Here is an 18,158-nt window from a genome sequence, read left to right on the forward strand (position 1 = left end):
AAAGCTTATTTCCGCAAGGCGCGCACGCGGCTATGCCGGCCGCGCGATAAAGCCGGTCTTGTCTCCATCGACAAAACCGGCGTTGCGATAAAAACGCAAAGTCGGCTCATCCTTGCGACCCGTCATGAGCATCACCTTGTAGCAATCCTCCGCCCACGCCATTTCGCAAGTCGCGTGCAGCAATCGGGAAGCAATACCGCGCTTGCGCCACGCAGGTGCCGTCACGACATTCTCGATCAAGGCGTACGGCCGCGCTCCACGCGTGAGATTCGGAACGATGACCAGCGTCGCCGTTGCGAGCAGCTCATCGCCTGCACATGCTGCCAACACACGCATGCCAGGATGGGCCTGCATCGCCTGCCATGTTCCAGCAACAATCTCCATGGGCGGCAAAGCCACATCGTCCGGATTCAGGTATCGATATAGCTGCAAGAGCTGCGGGAGTTCATCTGCGCGCACCTTGCGCACGGAAACATCAACGGCATTCATTGCGTCTCCGCTCATTCAGCAGCATCCCTGGGCGCGCCCGGCTCTTCCTTGTTGCCCGTTCTATATCCATCCACGATGCTGAACAGCCAGCAGGCGAGCAGCACGAACGTGGCAATCGTGGACCAGGTCGAATCCGAAGCGGCCGATGAATTCGTGAGCAATTGCTGGACGGACGCCACATCGGGCGCCACCTCGCCGGACATGAGCTTGTCCATCAAGGTACTCGCCTGCTGCACAGCCAGATCGATCAGGTACGCAAGGCAGACAGCCGAAATCGCCATGACCACAAGCGCGCGCAACGGGCGTTTCACCACGAAGTAGCCGAGGCCGGGAAAGACCAGCCCGGACAGCAGCGCGGCTTTGAGAGCCTTAGGCATTGCCCGCCAACACCAGCACCGCATCGGCCTCGACCACCGCGCCGCGCGGCAATGAGGCCACGCCCACTGCTGCGCGGGCCGGGAAAGGCTCGCTGCAGTAACGTGCCATGACCTCGTTGAGCTTGGCGAAGTTGGCCAGATCGGTGAGATACAGATTGATCTTCACGGCATCGGCAAGCGAGCCCCCAGCGGCCTCTGCGACGGCCTTGAGGTTTTCGAAGACCTGCACGGCCTGCGCCTCGAAACTGTCGGCGAGCGTCATGCTGATCGGATCAAGCCCGATCTGGCCGGACATATACACGGTGTCGCCGACTCGCACGGCTTGCGAATAGGTGCCGATGGCGGCGGGCGCACTGGCGGTCGCGATGATCTGTCTGGACATGCTCGACTCCGGATCGATTGAAACAGGGGAAATACGGCGGGAACCGCGCCTGCGAGTCTACCGCTTTGTGGCCATGAGGACATCCACCGGAACGAGGCTGCATCGACACTGCCTGCATACGCCGTGTAGGACAACCTCTGACAGCCCACAGCGCAACACCTACAGCACATCAAGAAATTCCATATGCATTGTGCGCAAACACGGGAGTGCAGGTAACACAGGAAAATCCGGACAATGTATTTAAAACGATAAATACATCAGCATCCATGCAGATCGTATATCCCCTGAGTTCCAAAAAACCACGGCCGTCCGTCGCTGCAGATCTCTCGCCCATCTCGCAGCCTGCTCGGAATCTGCTGCGTTTTCGGCAATAGCGTGACGCACTTCACGGGAAGTAATCCAACCTTGCATGCACGTGAGGCACGTGTCGGCACGGCGGGTTAACCGCTCACTGTAATTTATTCAAAATGCCATAAGCATTCGAATTGTAGGCAACACGCTTGCAAGAACTGCGAACTTCAGGGCATGTTGCTACTCACCGTATTCAACTATCTTGAAGACACAAAAATAAACAGTTGTAAGAGAGAACACCCGGAGCAGTTCGTCCGGCAGTCGATGCGTTGCGAGTCTGAAATTGCGACGAGGGCATCGATACATGAAACTAGGGCTAGGCAAGTACCGCAAGATCCTTGTGCTGATTGCACTGTTCCTCGTCTTCGACGTGGGCGTGCTCGGCATGACCTTCCTGATCTCCAACCAGATCGCAGCAGATGCTGTGTCATTGAACCTCGCCGGCGAGCAGCGCACGCTGGTGCAGCAGATGACCAAGTCTGCATTGCTGCTGCAGGAAGATGCGACACAGGGCACGATCGACAGTCGCGGCAAGTCGAGCTTCTCCGAGCTGCAGGAGTTGCTGGGCACGGCGAAGCGTTTTAACGAGACGCTCGAAGCGTTCCACTCCGATGGCAAGACGCTGGAGAACGGCGTCAAGATCCAGCTTCGTCCGGAAGACGACGTTCAGGCAGCTGCGTTCTTCAAGCAGCTCGAGACACTCTGGACGCCGGTCAACACCGAGCTGCAGCGCCTGGCCGATCAGAAATCCAGCAAACCTGACCTGGGCCCTGTGCTGCAGATCCTGGTTGCCGACAACCTGAACCTGCTGTCGATCTCGAACCTGCTGACCGGCCGTATGGAAGTGATCTCGGCCTCGCGCGCCACCAATCTGCGGATCATCCAGATCGCGGGCATCTCGCTGGCCTTGATCAACTTCGTGTTCATTCTCTACTCCTTCCTCGGCCAGTTGCGCCGCTCTGACCGTGCCGTCGAATCGGCGCAGAAGGAAACGGAGAACATCCTGCGCACCACACAGGACGGCCTGTTCCTGCTCGATGCGAATTTCGTCATCGGCACGCAGACCTCGCAGGCGCTGGGTCGCGTACTAGGCGCGCAGAACCTGAGTGGCAGGAACTTCCTCGAACTGATCGAACCGATGGTCACGCACAAGACCTACGATACGACAAAAGAATATATCGAACTTCTGATGCGCCACGATGTGAAGGAAAAACTGGTGGCCAGCCTGAACCCGCTGGATTGCCTGGAAATCAGCGCACCGAAACCCAATGGCGCCATCGAAACGCGCTACCTGCAGTTCAGCTTCAACCGCGTAACGGATCAGGGCAAGGTCACGCACTTGCTCGTCACCGCCAACGACATCACGCGCCGTGTGCGCCTCGAGCGCGAACTGAAGGAAAGCGAACGCAAGGTGCAGGACCAGATGGGCATGATGGTGCATCTGCTGCAGGCAGAGCCCACGCTACTGCAGGAATTCCTGCGCAACGCAGTGACGGGCCTCGACGACATCAATCGCGAGTTGAAATCCAGTTCCGGGGAAGCGTGGAGCAAGCGTATCGAACACATCTTCCGCGTGGTCCACCGCATCAAGGGCGACGCCAACGCGCTGCAACTGGAAGCACTCGCCCAGTCGCTGCACTCTTTTGAAACGGTGCTCGACGATCTGCGCAGTCGGGGTTCGATCAGCAACGAAGACCTGTTGCCGGTCACCGTGCGCGTCAAATCGCTCTACGCGCAGATCGCAGCCATCCAGGAAACGCTTGCACGTATTGCACAGGTGCGCGGCGTGGTCTCCGTCGAGCCCGCCAACCCCGCGAACGAGCCAGCGCTGGCCGCCCTGCCCTTCGTGCGTCAGTGGCGCAGTTTTTCGCAGCAGGTCGCCGAGCGTCATGGCAAGAGCACCGAGCTGAGCTACCAGGGCCTCGATATTGCAACGCTGGGCACGCAGCTGTCCGACGCGATCAACACTATCGTCAATCAGTTCGTGCGCAATGCAGTGACGCACGGCATCGAGAAACCGGCCGAACGCAAGCTGCGTGGCAAGCCCGAAGCGGGCCGCATCTCCGTGTATGTCTCCGACCAGGGTGACGGCAACGTGGAGCTGAGCTTCCGCGACGACGGCGCCGGCATCAATCCGGATAACGTCCGCGCGGCAGCATTGCGCGCTGGCCGCCTGGACGCCGCAAGTGCGCAGGCTGCCGACAATCGCAAGATCGTTTCGCTGATCTTCGAGCCCGGCGTATCCACCCGCGAAACAGCAGATGAAGATGCCGGCCGCGGTGTCGGCCTCGATGCAGTGAAAGACCTCGTGACGAAGATGGGAGGACGTGTGCGTATCGGAACAACCGCTGGCGAGTATTGCCACTTCCGCGTGCAGCTGCCGAAGCTGGCTGCACCGCGGATCGACCTCAATGATCCAGCCAGCATGGAGGCCGCTTGATGCGTCTCAAGATGATGATCGTCGATGACTCCAACATCATTCGCAACAAGATCGCGCGCTCGCTGGCCCAGCACCAGATCGACATTGTCGCCACGGCCGGCAACGGTGAGGAAGCCGTCAAGCAGTTCCGCGAGAACGAGCCTGACATCGTGACCATGGACCTGACGATGCCGCGCATGGACGGGCTCGAATGCATCCGCGAACTGAAGAAGCGCAAGGCCGACACACGCATCCTCGTCGTCTCCGCACTGGCCGACAAGGCCACGGCCATCCAGGCACTCAAGGAGGGCGCGCTGGGCTTCCTGTGCAAGCCCTTTTCCGAAGACGAGCTGTGCGATGCGATCGACGAGTTGCTGCGAGGAGATGAGTAATGGATGAACAGGAACTGCGGGTCTTCGTCGACATCGTGCGTCAGTACTTCGACCGCCAGACCGGGCGTCCCATCGAGCTGGGCAGCCCGCATCTGGGTGACGCGACGGCATTGCCGATCTACGACTATACCGGCGTCATCGGCATCTCCGGCGAGCGCCAGGGTTGTGTGTATGTCACGGCCAGGCGCGAGCTGTTGCGTGCGCTGTTGCTGCAGGTCGGCGAGACGGATGTGTCCGAAGCCAACATCTGTGACCTGGCCGGTGAAGTCGCCAACACCATCTCCGGCAATGCGCGCCTCTACTTCGGCCCGGACTTCATGATCTCCGTGCCGATCATCGTGCAAGGCACGGCACAAGCCATCCAGGTGCCGAAGAACGTCAAGGCCTACGTGATCCCGATGCGCTGGCACAAGCTCGACGCCGCGCTGGTGGTGAGCTTGCAATGAACGTCCGATCAACAAGAGATGCAACCGGCTCACGCATCTCGCAACACAGCCGAGGTTTTGCCATGCCACGCATTCTGCTATCGCCTGCCATGCTGCCGATCGTGCTTGCCTTGTGCAGCACGCCCACATTCGCCGATACGACCCTTACCAACTACTCGTACACAGCCACGAAGCAGATGTATGGAGAGTATGACCAGGCCTTTGCCAAGTACTGGAAAAGCAAGACCGGCGAGGTCCTGACGATCAAGACGACTCACGCCAACTCCAGTACGCAAGCCAGCAAGGTCAAGAACGGCGAAGAGGCAGACATCATCAGCGCATCGGTAGCGCATGACATCGATGGCATTGCCGATGCCAACGTGCTGCCCGAAGGCTGGCAGCGTCGCCTCGAAGGCAACTCTTCGCCCTACACGTCAACAATCGTCTTCCTGGTCCGCACGGGCAATCCAAAGGGCATCAAGGACTGGCCAGACCTCGTGCGCTGGGGAGTCAACATCGTGATGTCGAACCCGAAGAGTTCGGGTGGTGCGCGCTGGAGCCATCTGGCGGCATACGGCTATGCGCTCAAGCAGCCGGGTGCCACCGAGGCCACTGCACGCAACTTCTTGAAACGCATGTACGCCAACAACCGCGTTCTCGAATACACCGCACGCGGCGCCACCAACACTTTCGTGAAGAACAAGCTCGGCGACGTAATGGTGTCGTGGGAGAACGAGGCCTTCCAGGCGATTGCGGAGAACCCGGGGCAATTCGAAATCATCGTGCCCTCCATCTCCATTCTTGCTGAACCTCCGGTCGCAGTCGTCGACAAGGTGGTGGAGAAACATGGCACGCGAAAAGTAGCAGAGGCCTATCTGCAATACCTCTATTCACCGGAAGGGCAGGACATTGCCGCACGCAATTTCTACCGCCCTTCGGACCCCACTGTCGCCGCGCGCTACAGCAAGCAGTTTGCGCCGGTAAAGCTGTTCCGGATCGAAGATCTCTTCGGTACCTGGAAGAACATCCAGAAGGCGCATTTTCAGGACGGCGGCATTCTCGATCAGGTTTATGACCAATACAGGAACGCATCATGATGATCGCTCGCAAGCTCACTCGCTCGGCCTTGCCGGCATCTCCCGCACGCATGATCCGCACGATCGGCATGACCGCCGCAATGGCTCTCACGCCCCTTCTCGCCGTGGCTCAACAGCAGATGGCGCCGATTGTCGACGCCCAGGTCCGCGAGGTAGTCGCGCAACTGGCGGCCGACTGCCCGATGATGGATGCGGGCGATAAAGCCGCTTTCGATCGTTGCCGCGAGAAACTCTACGGTGAGTCGAAATTCCGTCAGCTGCTGAACCCGATCACCATGTGGGGTCGTCAGCGTGACCCGGCCATGGCCCTGAAAGACACCAAGCTGACGCAGTTCGCACCAGACGTGCTGACGGGGATGTACGTCCCGCTGTTCATGTTCGACGGCAAGTACAAGCTGCGCTTCGACGAAAAGGAGAAGCTGTGGCTCGCGACACTCAATGTGCGCTTCCGCAACCGCCTGCAACCCGGCGAATTCCCCTACCCCTTCTGGCACGAAGCCGACAAGTGGGGCACCTATGAAAACGCCCGCACCATGCTGCTCTGGATAGATCCACAGACGACGAAAGCCCGCTTCGCCCAGTTTTCGCGCCAGGGCGACACCCCTGAGTTGGCGCTGGCCGATCGGGCGACCCCGCCACAGTTCGACGGCAAGTGGGTGTGGACCGACAGCAATGGGCGTACGCAACCTGCGGCTACGCTCTTTGATGGCGTCTTCCGCAAGGACAATCCTTACAAGGAGAAGCTGTCGGCCAGCTACCGCGAGTTCGCCATCGGTCTGCGTGAAGGGCAATGCCTGTCCTGCCACTCACCCGACAATACAAATGGCATGAAGCGCCTGGTGCTGCTGCAATCACCGGCGCACGCCGCAGCCGAGATCAAGCGTGTCCTGCGCGACGTCGAGACCGGCGCGATGCCGCGTGACGAGTTCGATGTCGAGAAACCTCTCGACGCAGCGCTGAAGAAAACCATCCTCGAAAAGGGGGGCGAGTTCTCACGCCTCATCGATCAGGCGCACGACTGGGAACGGATGGCCTCACGTAATCCCGGCGTCGCTGTTAACACCAGCAAGTAACGGAGTCACTCATGAACATATCCGGTCTTTCCATACGGTCCCTGCTGGCCTTGAGTGCCACGATGATGTTCGGGGGCATCGTCCAAGCGGCCGAGCTGACCGGTGCGGGCGCTTCCTTGCCCGCGCCGGTCTACGAGCGATGGTCTGACGCCTACCTCAAGGCCACAGGCAACCGCATCAATTACCAATCCATCGGTTCGGGTGGCGGCATCAAGGAGGTCAGCGGCAAGTCCATCGACTTCGGCACGACAGACATTCCGCTCAGCACGGCAGATCTCGAGAAGAATGGTCTGCTGCAGTTTCCGACGATGGTTGGCGGTGCCGTCCCCATCATCAATCTACCGGGCATCAAGACCGACGAGCTGCGCCTCAGTGGGGTGGTACTGGGCGATATCTACATGGGCAAGATCACGCAGTGGAATGACAAGGCCATCCGCGCGCTCAACCCCTCGGTGAAGCTGCCAGACATGTCGATTGCCATCGTGCATCGTGGCGACGGCGCCGGTACTTCGTTCGTGTTTACCAACTATCTGTCGAAAGTGCACCCGCAATGGCGCGACAAGGTCGGCACCGGCACCATCGTGCAATGGCCGACCGGCATGCACGGCAAGGGCGACGAGGGCGTCGCGACCTTCGTGCGCAACCTGCCGGGCGCAATCGGCTACGTGGAGTATGCCTATGCACGCCAGAAGAAGCTCGACACCGTGCAGATGCAGAACCGCGCCGGCAGCTTCGTCTCGGCCAATGAGCAGTCGCTCAAGGCCGCCGCCAACGCGCCCTGGCAACAATCGGCATTCGGCGAGATCCTGACCGACCAGGCCGGGCAGGATGTCTGGCCCATCGCCGGTGCCACGTTCATCGTCATGCGCCGCAAAGAGGAGAAAGCCGCGGCCGCAAATGAGGCCCTGAAATTCTTCCTGTGGTCATACCGCAACGGCGCGGCCATGGCCCAGGCCCAAGGCTATGCGCCGCTGCCTGAGCGTGTAATGAGCGACGTGCAGGCACACTGGAGTGGCATCGTCGATGCTGCCAGCGGCAAACCGGTGTTTGGCGCCAACTGACTTCTGCCTGCATCTGAAACGGAAAAAGCCGCCCGCATCGATGTTCGATGCGGGCGGCTTTTCGTTGCGAGCGGGCCTGTCAGGCCGCTTTCAAGGTAACGTCGCAACCGACCCGTGCAATCACTTTCTGTATGCCGATGCGCTGGGCCGCATTGATGACCAGCGGCGCCATCAGGTTGGCCTTCACCGGAATCTCGCTGGCCCCCGCATCGCTGCGGCGCAAGATCAGGAACACGGCGACGTCTTCGATGCGCGAGACGCGCAGAAGGTCTTCCTCGTCCTGCGTCAGGGAGAACTCGTAATGCAGGCCGAACTGGTCCGGCTCCGCCACGGAAAAGGCGATCTCAGGACGATCGACGGACTGCAGGATGCCAACGCCCGACGATTCACCCTCGCCCATTTCCAGCAAGGTGAATTTCTTGCAATCCTCGAAGCCAGGCAGGCCGCCGGGAAATTCGATGAGCTTGTCTGCATCTACGTCGAGACTGCCAAAACGCGGGCTTTCTATTTTCATGACTTCGCCTCCATGCGAATGGTCGTGTAAGAGCCCGCAACGACGTGGAGCGAGCGGGCCAGCCGCACGCAACCCCATGCGTGACGGGTCCTGATAGCGTCTTACTTTATAGGCAGGATTTGCCGCACGAGCCGCAATAAAGGGGGATTTTGGGCGTCTATCCGGGTGTCTATCCGCCCCCGGCGCGCCCGGCAGCACTACATCTGCTTGAAGAGATGGGCGAAAGCCCGGCTCACGCTCAAGGTCTCGCTGCGCCCGCGCAGGCTCAGGGTGACGCGGCCATTGAGTTCGCGCCGCGCGCTGGAGATGGCGCTGGTGGCGACGATGGTATTGCGATGCACCTGCCAGAAACGCGCACCATCGAGCTGCGGCAGCAACTCGCGCAGCGGCGTACGAATCAGGTAGTCGCGCTGCGCGGTCTGCACGACGGTGTATTTCTCGTCGGCGCGAAAGTAGATGACTTCATCCACATCGACCAGATGCGTGTCATTGCCGACGCTGGCACGAATCCATTTGATCTGCGCCGCCTGCTTGCCGAGCAGCTGTTGCAGCAACTGGCCGACATCGCTTGGCGCCTGCGTCGTCTCGACACGCTGGCGCAGGCGCTCGATGGTTTGCGCCAGGCGCGTGTCGCTCACTGGCTTGAGCAGGTAGTCCGCCGCTGCCGACTCGAATGCAGCCAGCGCGTACTGGTCGTAGGCCGTGACAAAAACAAGGTGCGGCACGCGCGTCTGCTGCGCAACTTCCAGCCCGGAAAGGCCGGGCATGCGGATATCGAGGAAAGCGATATCGGGCGCGAGGCGCGCCAGTGCCTCGACGGCTGCCGGGCCGTTATGCACCACGGCTGCCACCTCGAGCTCCGGCCACAGCACGGCCAGACGCGTGGCCAGGTCGGCTGCCAGCAGCGGCTCGTCATCGGCAATCAGGGCGCGAAGTTTCTGACCAGTCATTGCGAGCCCTCCCCCGGTATCCATAGCGCCACCACGACGCCCGCAGGCACGTTCTCCCTGACCTCGATGCGGGCCTGCCCGCCAAACAGCGCCGCCAGTCGCTCGCGCACATTGGACAGGCCAACGCCCTGCCCGCCCGCAGACGAAGCGGCGAAGCCGACACCATCGTCCTGCACGACGATGTGCAGCATGCCCGCCTCGCGCGTGACACGGATCTGCACTTCACCCGCCCCCAGCTTGGGCTCTATGCCGTGGATCATGGCGTTCTCGACCAGCGGCTGCAGCAGCATGGGCGGGAAAGCCACGCTGCGCAGGGCCGGGTCAATCTCGATGCGCGTCTGCAGGCGCTCGCCCATGCGCAGCCGCTGGATGGCGCAATACGCCGTCAGCATGTCCATCTCGTCACCCAGCGTCGCCTGCCGCGCACGGCTGTGCACGAGACTGGCGCGCAGGTAATCATTGAGCTGTTCGAGAAGCTGCTTTGCCAGCGCATCGTCACGCCCGATCAGGCTGTGCAGGTTGGCGAGCGTGTTGAACAGGAAGTGCGGTTCGATCTGCGCCTGCAGAAGACGAAGCTCCGCCAGCAATGCCGTCTTCTGCCCCGTGGTCTCGCGTAGCTCGGCCTCCTGGCGCGCGCGCTCAAGCTCGACGATGCGCATGCGGCTATGAAAGAAGTAGCTGAAAGCCGCGGTAAAGATCAGGCCGGCCACGGCATAGCGCAGCAGGGCATAGCCGTCGCCTGTTACCTCGGCGGCAGCAGCACCAGACCCGAGCAGCTTGGCAATGAAAATCCCGACGGGATAGCCAAGGAGCACCCCCAGCAGGATGGCAGGAACGTGACCGAACCGCGGCGGCGAGAAATGATGGACTGCCGTAAACACAAAGCAGATCGACATGCCCACACATTGGGAAAAGATCCAGCACGGGACAAAGGGGCGCCCCTTCGTTGCCCACAACAAGGCGGCAATGATGCTGCTGCCGACGAACACGAACAGCAAGCGCCGCATGCTGGGCCACCAGAAGGCTTTTTCGGAATCTGCGGTGAAAGGCGTCGAAATGCGCATGCTCATGAGGGCGTGTTGCCGACGGCCCACCGTGCAATCAGGCGGACGTCAGGGTAGATCAGGATAAAGCCGGCCTTGCTGCATCACAAGCAATCAGGCCGGGCCACACGGCAGCAAGCTTCACCCCGTTCGCGCATCGGCAGCAAAGAACCTGCGATGAAACGACACAGCCGCGGGATGAACCGCACGGGCGGCGCCTGAATGGCATGTGCGGCCCGCAGACGCCCGTCATGCGGTTCATCGCGGAGAAATCCACTTCAGCCCGCAGCCCTGTCGGCTCATCGCAAGCCACTGGGACAGGTCTTGCCCCATCACGACACTGCCCTCCATGCACCATCACCTGGAGAGCGACATGCGCAATGCAAGCAGCCCGAACACTCAAAAGCCCCTGATCTCGCTGACGGCCGTCAGCAAGGACTACCAGCTAGGCAGGATTGCCGTGCCCGCCTTGCGGGGGGTCAGCCTGGACATCGAACGCGGCGCCTTCATCGCGCTGTGGGGCCCCTCGGGCAGCGGCAAGAGTTCGCTGCTCAACCTCATCGGCCTGATCGACATGCCTACCCGCGGCAGCGTGCGCATCAGCGATCAGGACACCGCAGGTCTAAGCGATGGCGCTCGCGCCGAGCTACGCAATCGCACCATCGGCTTCGTCTTCCAGGGCTTCAACCTGATCCCGGTGCTGTCAGCACTTGAGAACGTCATGCTGCCGCTGACCATTCGCGGCACGGCACGCAACGCAGCGCGCAAGGCGGCCGAGCAACGGCTGGCTGAAGTCGGCCTCGCGGATTTCGCACACCACCGCCCCGACCAGCTCTCCGGCGGTCAACGCCAGCGCGTCGCCATCGCCCGCGCGCTGGTCACTGATCCGCTGATCGTGATCGCCGATGAGCCCACTGCAAATCTCGATGCAAATACGGGCCACCAGGTCATCGCCCTGATGCGCGAGCTCAACGAGAAGCAAGGCGTGACCTTCCTGTTCTCGACGCACGACCCGCGCCTCATCGACGCCGTCGACAAGCTGATCCGCCTCGCTGACGGGCAGATCGAAACTGCGCCCAATTCCACTGCGGCGCTTTCCCCCATTGCCTCCCGCCACGCTGAAGGAGCCCTGTCATGATCGCCCTGACCCTCGCCCTCCGGAATCTCTGGAAGAACCGCCGCCGCAGCCTCGCGACCCTATTGGCCATCGCCATCGGCTTTGCTGCGATCAATCTCTTCGCCGGCTACATCCACAACGTCTACAACGGCCTGCGCGTCTCGGCCATGCACGGCGAAGGGCTCGGCCATCTCACCATTGCCAAGCGCGGCTTCTTCGAAGAAGGCAGCTTGAAGCCCGAGCGCTTCGTCTTCAGCCGCGACGAACTTGCCCGGCTCGGCAACGTGCTGCAACAGCAGACCGACATTGCCGTGATCTCGCCGCGCCTGTCGGTCTCGGGCCTCGTCTCCAACGGCAAGCTGTCGACCATCTTCATTGCCGAAGGCGAAGACCCGGATGCAGCCAACCGCATGTGGCGGCGCGGCATCGGCCTGCCCAAGCTCGACGCCGCCAAACCCAACGCCGGCCTCGTCAGCAAGAAGCTGGCGGCCATGCTTGGCGCAGAGCCCGGTAGCGACCTCGTCACCTTCACCAGCACGCTCGCAGGCCAGACCAATGCGCTCGATCTGGAAATGCTCAAGGCATGGGACACGGGCACTGCCGCCACCAACGACAAGTCGCTGCGCTTGCCGCTGAGCTATGTGCAACGCCTGCTCGACACCGACGGCGCCACCCGCATCGTGCTGCTGTTCAAGGACGGCACCGATGCCGATGCAGTGCGCGCCACGCTGGCGCCGCAACTCAAGGCGGCCGGCTTCGATGTGGACATCAAGACCTGGGTCGAACTCTCCAACTTCTACCGTCAGGTGAAGAACCTGTTTGACCTGATCTTCCTGTTCCTGTTTTCCATCGTCTTCATCGTGGTGCTCATGAGTATCGTGAATACCTTGTCGATGAGCGTCATGGAACGTGTGCGCGAGATCGGTACGCTGCGCGCCCTGGGCATGCGCCGGCGCGGCATCGTCAGCATCTTCGCCGTCGAAGGCGCAACACTCGGCGCACTCGGCTGCCTGATCGGCATCGTCATCAGCGTCGCGCTCGGCATGGGCATCACCGCGGGCCAATTTACCTATACCCCACCGTCATCGAGCAGCCCGGTGCCGCTGTCGATAGCCATCCTCCCCGTGACTCTGGCTGCCACCCTCGCCCTACTCAGCCTCGTGTCGATGATCGCTGCCTGCTGGCCCGCACGCCGCGCCGCGCACATCGAGATCGTCGATGCGCTGGGCCACGTCTGACCCCTTGCATCCATCCAGAGGAGAAACGCCATGACCAGCTACCTGCCCGCGATCAGCGCCTTCATCCATCACCTCGCCGCCTTCATGCTGATCGGTGCGCTGATCGTCGAACGCGCATTGATCGTCCTGCCGCTCACGGTAGAAAGCGCACGCCGCCTGAATGCAACCGACATGCTCTTCGGTATCGCCGCTGGAATCGTGCTGGTCATCGGCGTGCTGCGCGTCATGTACTTCGAGAAGGGCGGCAGCTACTACCTGCACAGCCTGCCCTTCCTCGTGAAGCTCACGCTCTTCCTGCTCATCGGGCTGCTGTCGATCTACCCGACAGTCACCTTTCTCGGCTGGCGCAAGGATCTGCGCGCAGACCGCGTACCTGTAGTGACGGACAGGACGCTCAGCCGTCTACGCCGCGTCATCACGCTCGAACTCGTCCTCGTCGTGCCACTGCTGTTGTGCGCAGCCTTGATGGCGCGCGGCATCGGGCAGTTCTGACTCAGTTCGCACCATTCACTGGAGATAAAAATGAAAGCCTTTCTTTTCACACTGCTTGCGATGCTCAGCCTGCAAGCCACCGCCGCCGAGCCGGAAACGCTCTTGCTGCAAGCAGACCGCGCACGTGGCGGCGACCTGCCCGGCATCGCCTGGGTCATCGAAATCAATTCGCATGACCGCGATGGCGACACGCGCCAGGTCATGAACGCCATAGCCGCCACGGGCACCACCAGCAACACGCGCGTCGACTACACCGCACCCGAGAAGATCAAGGGCCAGCGCGTGATCATCGCCGGTCGCAATATGTGGTTCTCGCGCCCCGGCCTGCAACGGCCCGTACCGATCAGCCCGCGCCAGCGCCTCATCGGTCAGGCCGCCAACGGCGACATCGCCGCCACCAACTACACCACCGACTACAACGCCAAGGCCGTCGGCAATGAGCAGATCGGCAACGAGAACTGCGTGCTGTTCGAACTCAGTGCAAAAGAGAAGAACGTGACCTACGACCGCATCCGCTACTGGGTATCGGAAAAGCGCAAAGTCGGCGTCAAGGCCGAGTTCTACACGGTCTCCGGCAAGCTCTTCAAGACGGCTACCTTCGACTACGGCAACACCATCGAACACGACGGACAGCGCATCCCCTTTGTCAGCCGCATGGTCATCCTCGACGCGCTCGACGCCAGCAACGTGACCACGCTGGACTATCGCGACGTGCGCGTGAAGAAGCCTGACGCTTCGTTGTTCGAATTGAACTCATGAGCCGCACATTGCTTCGCAGAGCATCGCCTACTCCATGCCTCGTCATCCCGGCAAAGGCCGGGATCCAGAACGGTGCGCACAAATCGGCGCGGCTCTGCGTGGCGCTGCTCTGCATCCTGGCCGCCTCCATGGCGTCAGCACAGGAACAAACAGAGTCCCCCTCCGTCCTCCAGTCAGTGTCAAGCCGCGCGGAACTCCTGCTCTACGGCAACATGACGGATACATGGTCACGCAGCGTCTTCAATCGCGTGGCCAGGGTCGCTGACGACAGCGCCAATCTGGAATTCCGACCCGATCTTGATGTGGCAGGCGAATCCCTCTCCACCACACTGCGCCCGCGCTTCATCGCCAGCGCACAGGAGGGCGCACATCACAGCGAAGCCTGGCTCAACGAAGGCTGGCTGCGCTGGCGTCCCGTCGCAGGCGCCAGCCTGCAGGCCGGGCGCGAAGTCCTGCTATGGGGCCCGTCCGCTTTCTGGAATCCCTCCAACCCGTTCTTCCGCGACAACAACAAGCAGAACTCGAAGCGCGAAATCGTCGGCCATGACTTCCTGCGCGGACGCTGGCAAGTCGATGACGCACTGTCCCTCTCCCTCATCAGCCAGCTCGGCCCTGGCCACAAGCCCGACGCACGCGCCATCAGTGCACGCCGTCGCGACGCCATCAAGGCCGACTGGATCGGCAGCGAAGCCAGCGCTGCCGTACTGGTCTCTGCCGAACCCGGCAAGAGCCTCGGCTGGCAAGGCTGGGCGCAATGGACCGCCAGCGACGCGCTCATCCTCTACGGTGAAGCCGCCTGGCAACGCCCGCAGGCTTACCTCCAGCTACAGTCAGACGGCAAGACATGGCAGCGCAGCGACTCCCATCCCTACGGCCTCAACGCCGTACTCGGGGCCGCCTACACCTTCGAAATCAACTGGACACTCAGCACCGAATACTGGCGCAACGCTGCGGGCCTCACCGAGACCGAATCGGACGCCCTCGCCACCTCGGTCGCAACGCTCTCCACACGCACCGACCCCGCCGGCAAAGGACAACTCGCCAACCTGATACAAGTCAGCGATCCGATGCGCAGGCACTACCTCGGCCTGCAACTCGTCAACGGCAGCGATGCCAAGACCGGTTGGACACTACGCTACAAACGCAATCTCGACGACAGCAGCGGCGAAGCATTCGTCATGTTCAAACGCGACATCGGCGACCGCCTGCAGGTGTGGGGAAATGTCATGCAACGACATGGCGGCAACAACGACGAATACGGCCGCTGGGTGCGTTCCAGTGCAATGCTGGGTTTGTCGTGGTTCCTGTGGTGAGACGACGAGCTTCCAAAGCACGGCCGCCGAAACCACTCGGGTCGCGATGATCTGAACGCTATTGGGTCAGGTTCGTAGGGTGCGCATTGCGCACCAATCCCCAAAGTCCCCTTCTCCGGGGCTGTTTCCGCGTGCGCGGTGCGCACCCTACAAGACTTCCTGGCTACATAAGCAGCCGTTACGCCTGTATGTGCAATCACGCTCAGCCGAACGACCGGCGCGGCTGGCAGCCCCACAGAAGTTACCGAACAGAATATTCAAGCCGTAGCCCTGCTGAGCTGTCTGCACTATTGGCATCCGTAGACGGACGGCTACGGCATATGATTCAATCCAATCAAATATTCAAGTCGGGTAGTCTCTGTCCGCACTATTAACCGTAGACGGACCAGCGGGTCCGTCTACTACAAGTTGGGCATCATGAAATCAGTTCTCGTCCTCTTCTTTTTATCCATCCAAAGTAGTTATTCCGAAAATTCGGAGGAGGCCGCTTCGGACAGGTCATTCGACACCGTGCAGTTTTACGCATCAAACGGCACGAACTGGCGCGTCAAGACCCATGCCAAAGACGAAGACGTACACATTTGGTCTCTAGGCCAAAGCGTTGAGGACATAGTGGCGCTAGCCCAAGCAAATACGGAGAAGCACTACGGTGACGTACTTACGGAGGGATACATCATCGAAACAGAGGAAGGGTTAGAGGGGCTACGGCACGGGCTTAGAGCGCGTGGCCTTACACCGCATCTCGAAATCACTCCTTCTGGCGCGGTGTTCTGGGCACCTGAAGGCACCCACTACAGAACCAGGTCGGAGCCCCAATGACGCCCAACAACTCCGTCGAGAGAGACCGCCCACAAGCTGCGCTTGTGGGTTCCCTTCGCGGCTTCGCCGCTACGGCGGCCCCTCACGTCAAACGTTAGATTGCAATGGCTACAAACCTCCTCCCATTCCTTGTTGTATTTCTATTAAGTGGGTGTGTTGGCATATCCGTCACCGGCGAAAGCAGAGAAACCGTGAGGAGTCTCGCGTACGACACCAACTCGCAGAAGCGATATGAGAGCATCGACCACCCGGAGTTTGGAACGATAGTCGCCGAAAAGCGTAACGTGCTCTGCGGAGCAATTATTTGGGCGGTTATTCCAATTCCGCTCATGCTCCCCGTTTGCGAATATCGCACTGAGGTAACGTATGAAAGCAGTCATGCCGTGACAACAAAGACCATTTCGCGGGAGGAGGATTGGTATATATGCGGCCCCGGTGCATGGTTTGCCACAGGCCTAGAGAGGAAGAATCCAGGGCAACCCCAATTCTGTGGTCACTTGAAGAAATAGTCGGTGCAATCTAGCCACTCCGTCGAGAGGGACGGTCACAAGCTGCGCTTTTGGTTCCCTGCGCTTCACTCCCCCGCCCTCACGCTGGGCTCCAATCCAATCACCCACTATGAAACTAGGAGGACGTTCGCCATGCGCGGCCGCAATATCCTGACCGCCTTCCTGGCTTTGGCGATGTTTGGCTTCCACGCGGCGCCGCTGCAGGCGCGTGACGCCAGCAAGCGCAGCCCGCAGGAACTGTTCGAAGCGCTGGTGCAACGGTTTTCCGGCGTGCTACTGGCAAGCCCGACACGCAGCAGTCCGGCGCCCGATACGGCGGTGGTATTGCTGGAGGGGAAGGCTCTGCCGCTGGGGTCCCGGCTGCAGAGCACGACGAGCTTGCGCGTCTTGACGCAAGAGCAACTTGTTGCCGAGCAGCGCGCAGTGTTCATCATCGTCACGCAGGTGGGCGCGCAAGGGCCGGATATCCTGATCGACTACGAGATTCCGACGAATGCCTCCTCGGGCACGCTGCGTGTTCAGGATCAAGACGAGAAACTGGTCTTCAAGTCGGAAGACAGCTACCGGTCGGGCAGCGGCTCACGCGCCACCTATGCGCGCCTGTATGGGGGGATCACCTGTCGCGACGACACGGAAATGGCTTTCCGGTACAACTTCTACGCGCTTTCGCGGGAAAGCGGACGTTGTGCCCGCCCGACCTTTCCCGAATCAAGCTCACCGTTTGAATGGTGATGCGATGTCGGGCAACTGCGCCGGACCGAAGGCGCAAGCCTTGAAGAAATAGAAACAGCACACCCACCGGTGTGCTGTTTCTTCCCTGTTTCTTCCCTGTTTCTTCCTTGAACGTCCTGTTACTCCAGCGAGATGGACAGCGCCTGATTCTCCTTGTCCAGCGACACGGCTGCATCGGCAAACCCCGGAGGCCCATAACGCGTGCCCGGGTTACGCGAGAAGCCGTACGCCTCAAGCGGTAGCCCCGTACCATCGCGATCCAGCTTGCCGTTGCCGTTCTCGTCGTGAAAAACGGCAATGGCATAGCGGCCGGGTGCGAGGTCCTTGAAGACCAGTTCGCGTCCACCGTTGGCAGGCAGGGCACGCGCCTGCAAGGGCTCCTTCTTCTTGTAGGCATCGTCGGATGCGTAGAGGGCGACCATCAGTTTGCCCTGCTGGCTGCTGACGCCTTGCAGGGATACGGACAGGTCGGCTGCGTGCGCGGACAGGGATGCCACGCACAAGAGTGCTGCGAGTTGTACCTTCATGATTTTCTCCTTGTCTGAAATGACAGGAGAAACTTTAGGCAGGCGCCTGTGGCCGATCACGCGCGATGCGATGAGCCGT

The 18,158-nt window shown here is 61.0% G+C and carries 19 protein-coding genes; 12 read left to right on the forward strand and 7 right to left on the reverse strand.

What is annotated here, in order from left to right; all coding sequences use genetic code 11:
• Positions 1-30: 30 nt before the first annotated feature.
• Genes VVD49_RS17075 through VVD49_RS17085 form a run of 3 tightly spaced genes read right to left on the reverse strand, consistent with a single transcriptional unit; the run spans position 31 to position 1,248 of the window.
• On the reverse strand, positions 31-504 hold the full coding sequence (locus tag VVD49_RS17075) for a GNAT family N-acetyltransferase (protein ID WP_327600415.1): 474 nt from the start codon (positions 502-504) through the stop codon (positions 31-33).
• Positions 501-866 carry a hypothetical protein gene (locus tag VVD49_RS17080; RefSeq protein WP_327600416.1) on the reverse strand — a complete coding sequence of 122 codons (366 nt, stop codon included), beginning with the start codon at positions 864-866 and terminating at the stop codon, positions 501-503. The genes VVD49_RS17075 and VVD49_RS17080 overlap by 4 nt, the downstream gene beginning before the upstream one ends.
• Complete coding sequence (locus VVD49_RS17085) at positions 859-1,248, reverse strand: Rid family detoxifying hydrolase (protein WP_327600417.1); 390 nt, start codon at positions 1,246-1,248, stop codon at positions 859-861. Before VVD49_RS17085 ends, VVD49_RS17080 begins: the two co-directional genes overlap by 8 nt.
• Before the next feature lie 655 nt (positions 1,249-1,903).
• Here VVD49_RS17085 and VVD49_RS17090 point away from each other — a divergent pair.
• The 6 genes from VVD49_RS17090 (at position 1,904) to pstS (ending at position 8,066) form a co-directional block, all read left to right on the forward strand.
• On the forward strand, positions 1,904-4,039 hold the full coding sequence (locus VVD49_RS17090; protein WP_327600418.1) for an ATP-binding protein: 2,136 nt from the start codon (positions 1,904-1,906) through the stop codon (positions 4,037-4,039).
• The gene (locus VVD49_RS17095; protein ID WP_327600419.1) at positions 4,039-4,410 is read left to right on the forward strand and encodes a response regulator transcription factor; all 372 of its coding nucleotides are present in this window, start codon (positions 4,039-4,041) and stop codon (positions 4,408-4,410) included. Before VVD49_RS17090 ends, VVD49_RS17095 begins: the two co-directional genes overlap by 1 nt.
• Positions 4,410-4,856 (forward strand): chemotaxis protein CheX, encoded by a 447-nt coding sequence (locus tag VVD49_RS17100; protein ID WP_327600420.1) that lies wholly within the window; start codon positions 4,410-4,412, stop codon positions 4,854-4,856. The genes VVD49_RS17095 and VVD49_RS17100 overlap by 1 nt, the downstream gene beginning before the upstream one ends.
• 62 nt (positions 4,857-4,918) lie before the next feature.
• Positions 4,919-5,932, forward strand: coding sequence for a sulfate ABC transporter substrate-binding protein (locus tag VVD49_RS17105; protein ID WP_327600421.1), 1,014 nt, complete (start codon positions 4,919-4,921; stop codon positions 5,930-5,932).
• Entirely contained in the window at positions 5,929-7,005 is a 1,077-nt protein-coding gene (locus tag VVD49_RS17110; protein WP_327600422.1) for a hypothetical protein, read from the forward strand. The genes VVD49_RS17105 and VVD49_RS17110 overlap by 4 nt, the downstream gene beginning before the upstream one ends.
• Before the next feature lie 11 nt (positions 7,006-7,016).
• The gene (gene pstS, locus VVD49_RS17115) at positions 7,017-8,066 is read left to right on the forward strand and encodes a phosphate ABC transporter substrate-binding protein PstS (RefSeq protein ID WP_327600423.1); all 1,050 of its coding nucleotides are present in this window, start codon (positions 7,017-7,019) and stop codon (positions 8,064-8,066) included.
• 79 nt (positions 8,067-8,145) lie between these two features.
• On the opposite strand, the gene fliW is transcribed toward pstS, so the two are convergent.
• The 3 genes from fliW to VVD49_RS17130 form a co-directional block, all read right to left on the reverse strand.
• On the reverse strand, positions 8,146-8,580 hold the full coding sequence (gene fliW, locus VVD49_RS17120) for a flagellar assembly protein FliW (RefSeq protein WP_327600424.1): 435 nt from the start codon (positions 8,578-8,580) through the stop codon (positions 8,146-8,148).
• Positions 8,581-8,777: 197 nt separating this feature from the next.
• On the reverse strand, positions 8,778-9,530 hold the full coding sequence (locus tag VVD49_RS17125; protein WP_327600425.1) for a LytR/AlgR family response regulator transcription factor: 753 nt from the start codon (positions 9,528-9,530) through the stop codon (positions 8,778-8,780).
• Positions 9,527-10,600: a sensor histidine kinase gene (locus VVD49_RS17130; protein WP_327600426.1), complete on the reverse strand. Its 1,074-nt coding sequence runs from the start codon at positions 10,598-10,600 to the stop codon at positions 9,527-9,529. Before VVD49_RS17130 ends, VVD49_RS17125 begins: the two co-directional genes overlap by 4 nt.
• A gap of 346 nt (positions 10,601-10,946) precedes the next feature.
• Between VVD49_RS17130 and VVD49_RS17135 the strand changes: the two genes are divergently transcribed.
• From VVD49_RS17135 to VVD49_RS17160, 6 genes are all read left to right on the forward strand, one after another.
• The gene (locus tag VVD49_RS17135; protein WP_327600427.1) at positions 10,947-11,711 is read left to right on the forward strand and encodes an ABC transporter ATP-binding protein; all 765 of its coding nucleotides are present in this window, start codon (positions 10,947-10,949) and stop codon (positions 11,709-11,711) included.
• Positions 11,708-12,928 (forward strand): ABC transporter permease, encoded by a 1,221-nt coding sequence (locus VVD49_RS17140; protein WP_327600428.1) that lies wholly within the window; start codon positions 11,708-11,710, stop codon positions 12,926-12,928. Before VVD49_RS17135 ends, VVD49_RS17140 begins: the two co-directional genes overlap by 4 nt.
• 30 nt (positions 12,929-12,958) lie before the next feature.
• Positions 12,959-13,420 carry a DUF2214 family protein gene (locus VVD49_RS17145; protein ID WP_327600429.1) on the forward strand — a complete coding sequence of 154 codons (462 nt, stop codon included), beginning with the start codon at positions 12,959-12,961 and terminating at the stop codon, positions 13,418-13,420.
• 30 nt (positions 13,421-13,450) lie between these two features.
• Entirely contained in the window at positions 13,451-14,179 is a 729-nt protein-coding gene (locus VVD49_RS17150; protein ID WP_327600430.1) for an outer membrane lipoprotein-sorting protein, read from the forward strand.
• Between the two features lie 212 nt (positions 14,180-14,391).
• Entirely contained in the window at positions 14,392-15,492 is a 1,101-nt protein-coding gene (locus VVD49_RS17155) for a hypothetical protein (RefSeq protein ID WP_327600431.1), read from the forward strand.
• A gap of 1,460 nt (positions 15,493-16,952) precedes the next feature.
• Positions 16,953-17,552 (forward strand): hypothetical protein, encoded by a 600-nt coding sequence (locus VVD49_RS17160; protein WP_327600432.1) that lies wholly within the window; start codon positions 16,953-16,955, stop codon positions 17,550-17,552.
• A 119-nt stretch (positions 17,553-17,671) separates the two neighbouring features.
• Here the strand turns inward: VVD49_RS17160 and VVD49_RS17165 are convergent, their stop codons facing one another.
• Complete coding sequence (locus tag VVD49_RS17165; RefSeq protein WP_327600433.1) at positions 17,672-18,079, reverse strand: DUF2141 domain-containing protein; 408 nt, start codon at positions 18,077-18,079, stop codon at positions 17,672-17,674.
• Positions 18,080-18,158 lie beyond the last annotated feature (79 nt).

Source organism: Uliginosibacterium silvisoli (genome assembly GCF_036017035.1).
Taxonomy (GTDB): Bacteria; Pseudomonadota; Gammaproteobacteria; order Burkholderiales; family Rhodocyclaceae; genus Viridibacterium; species Viridibacterium silvisoli.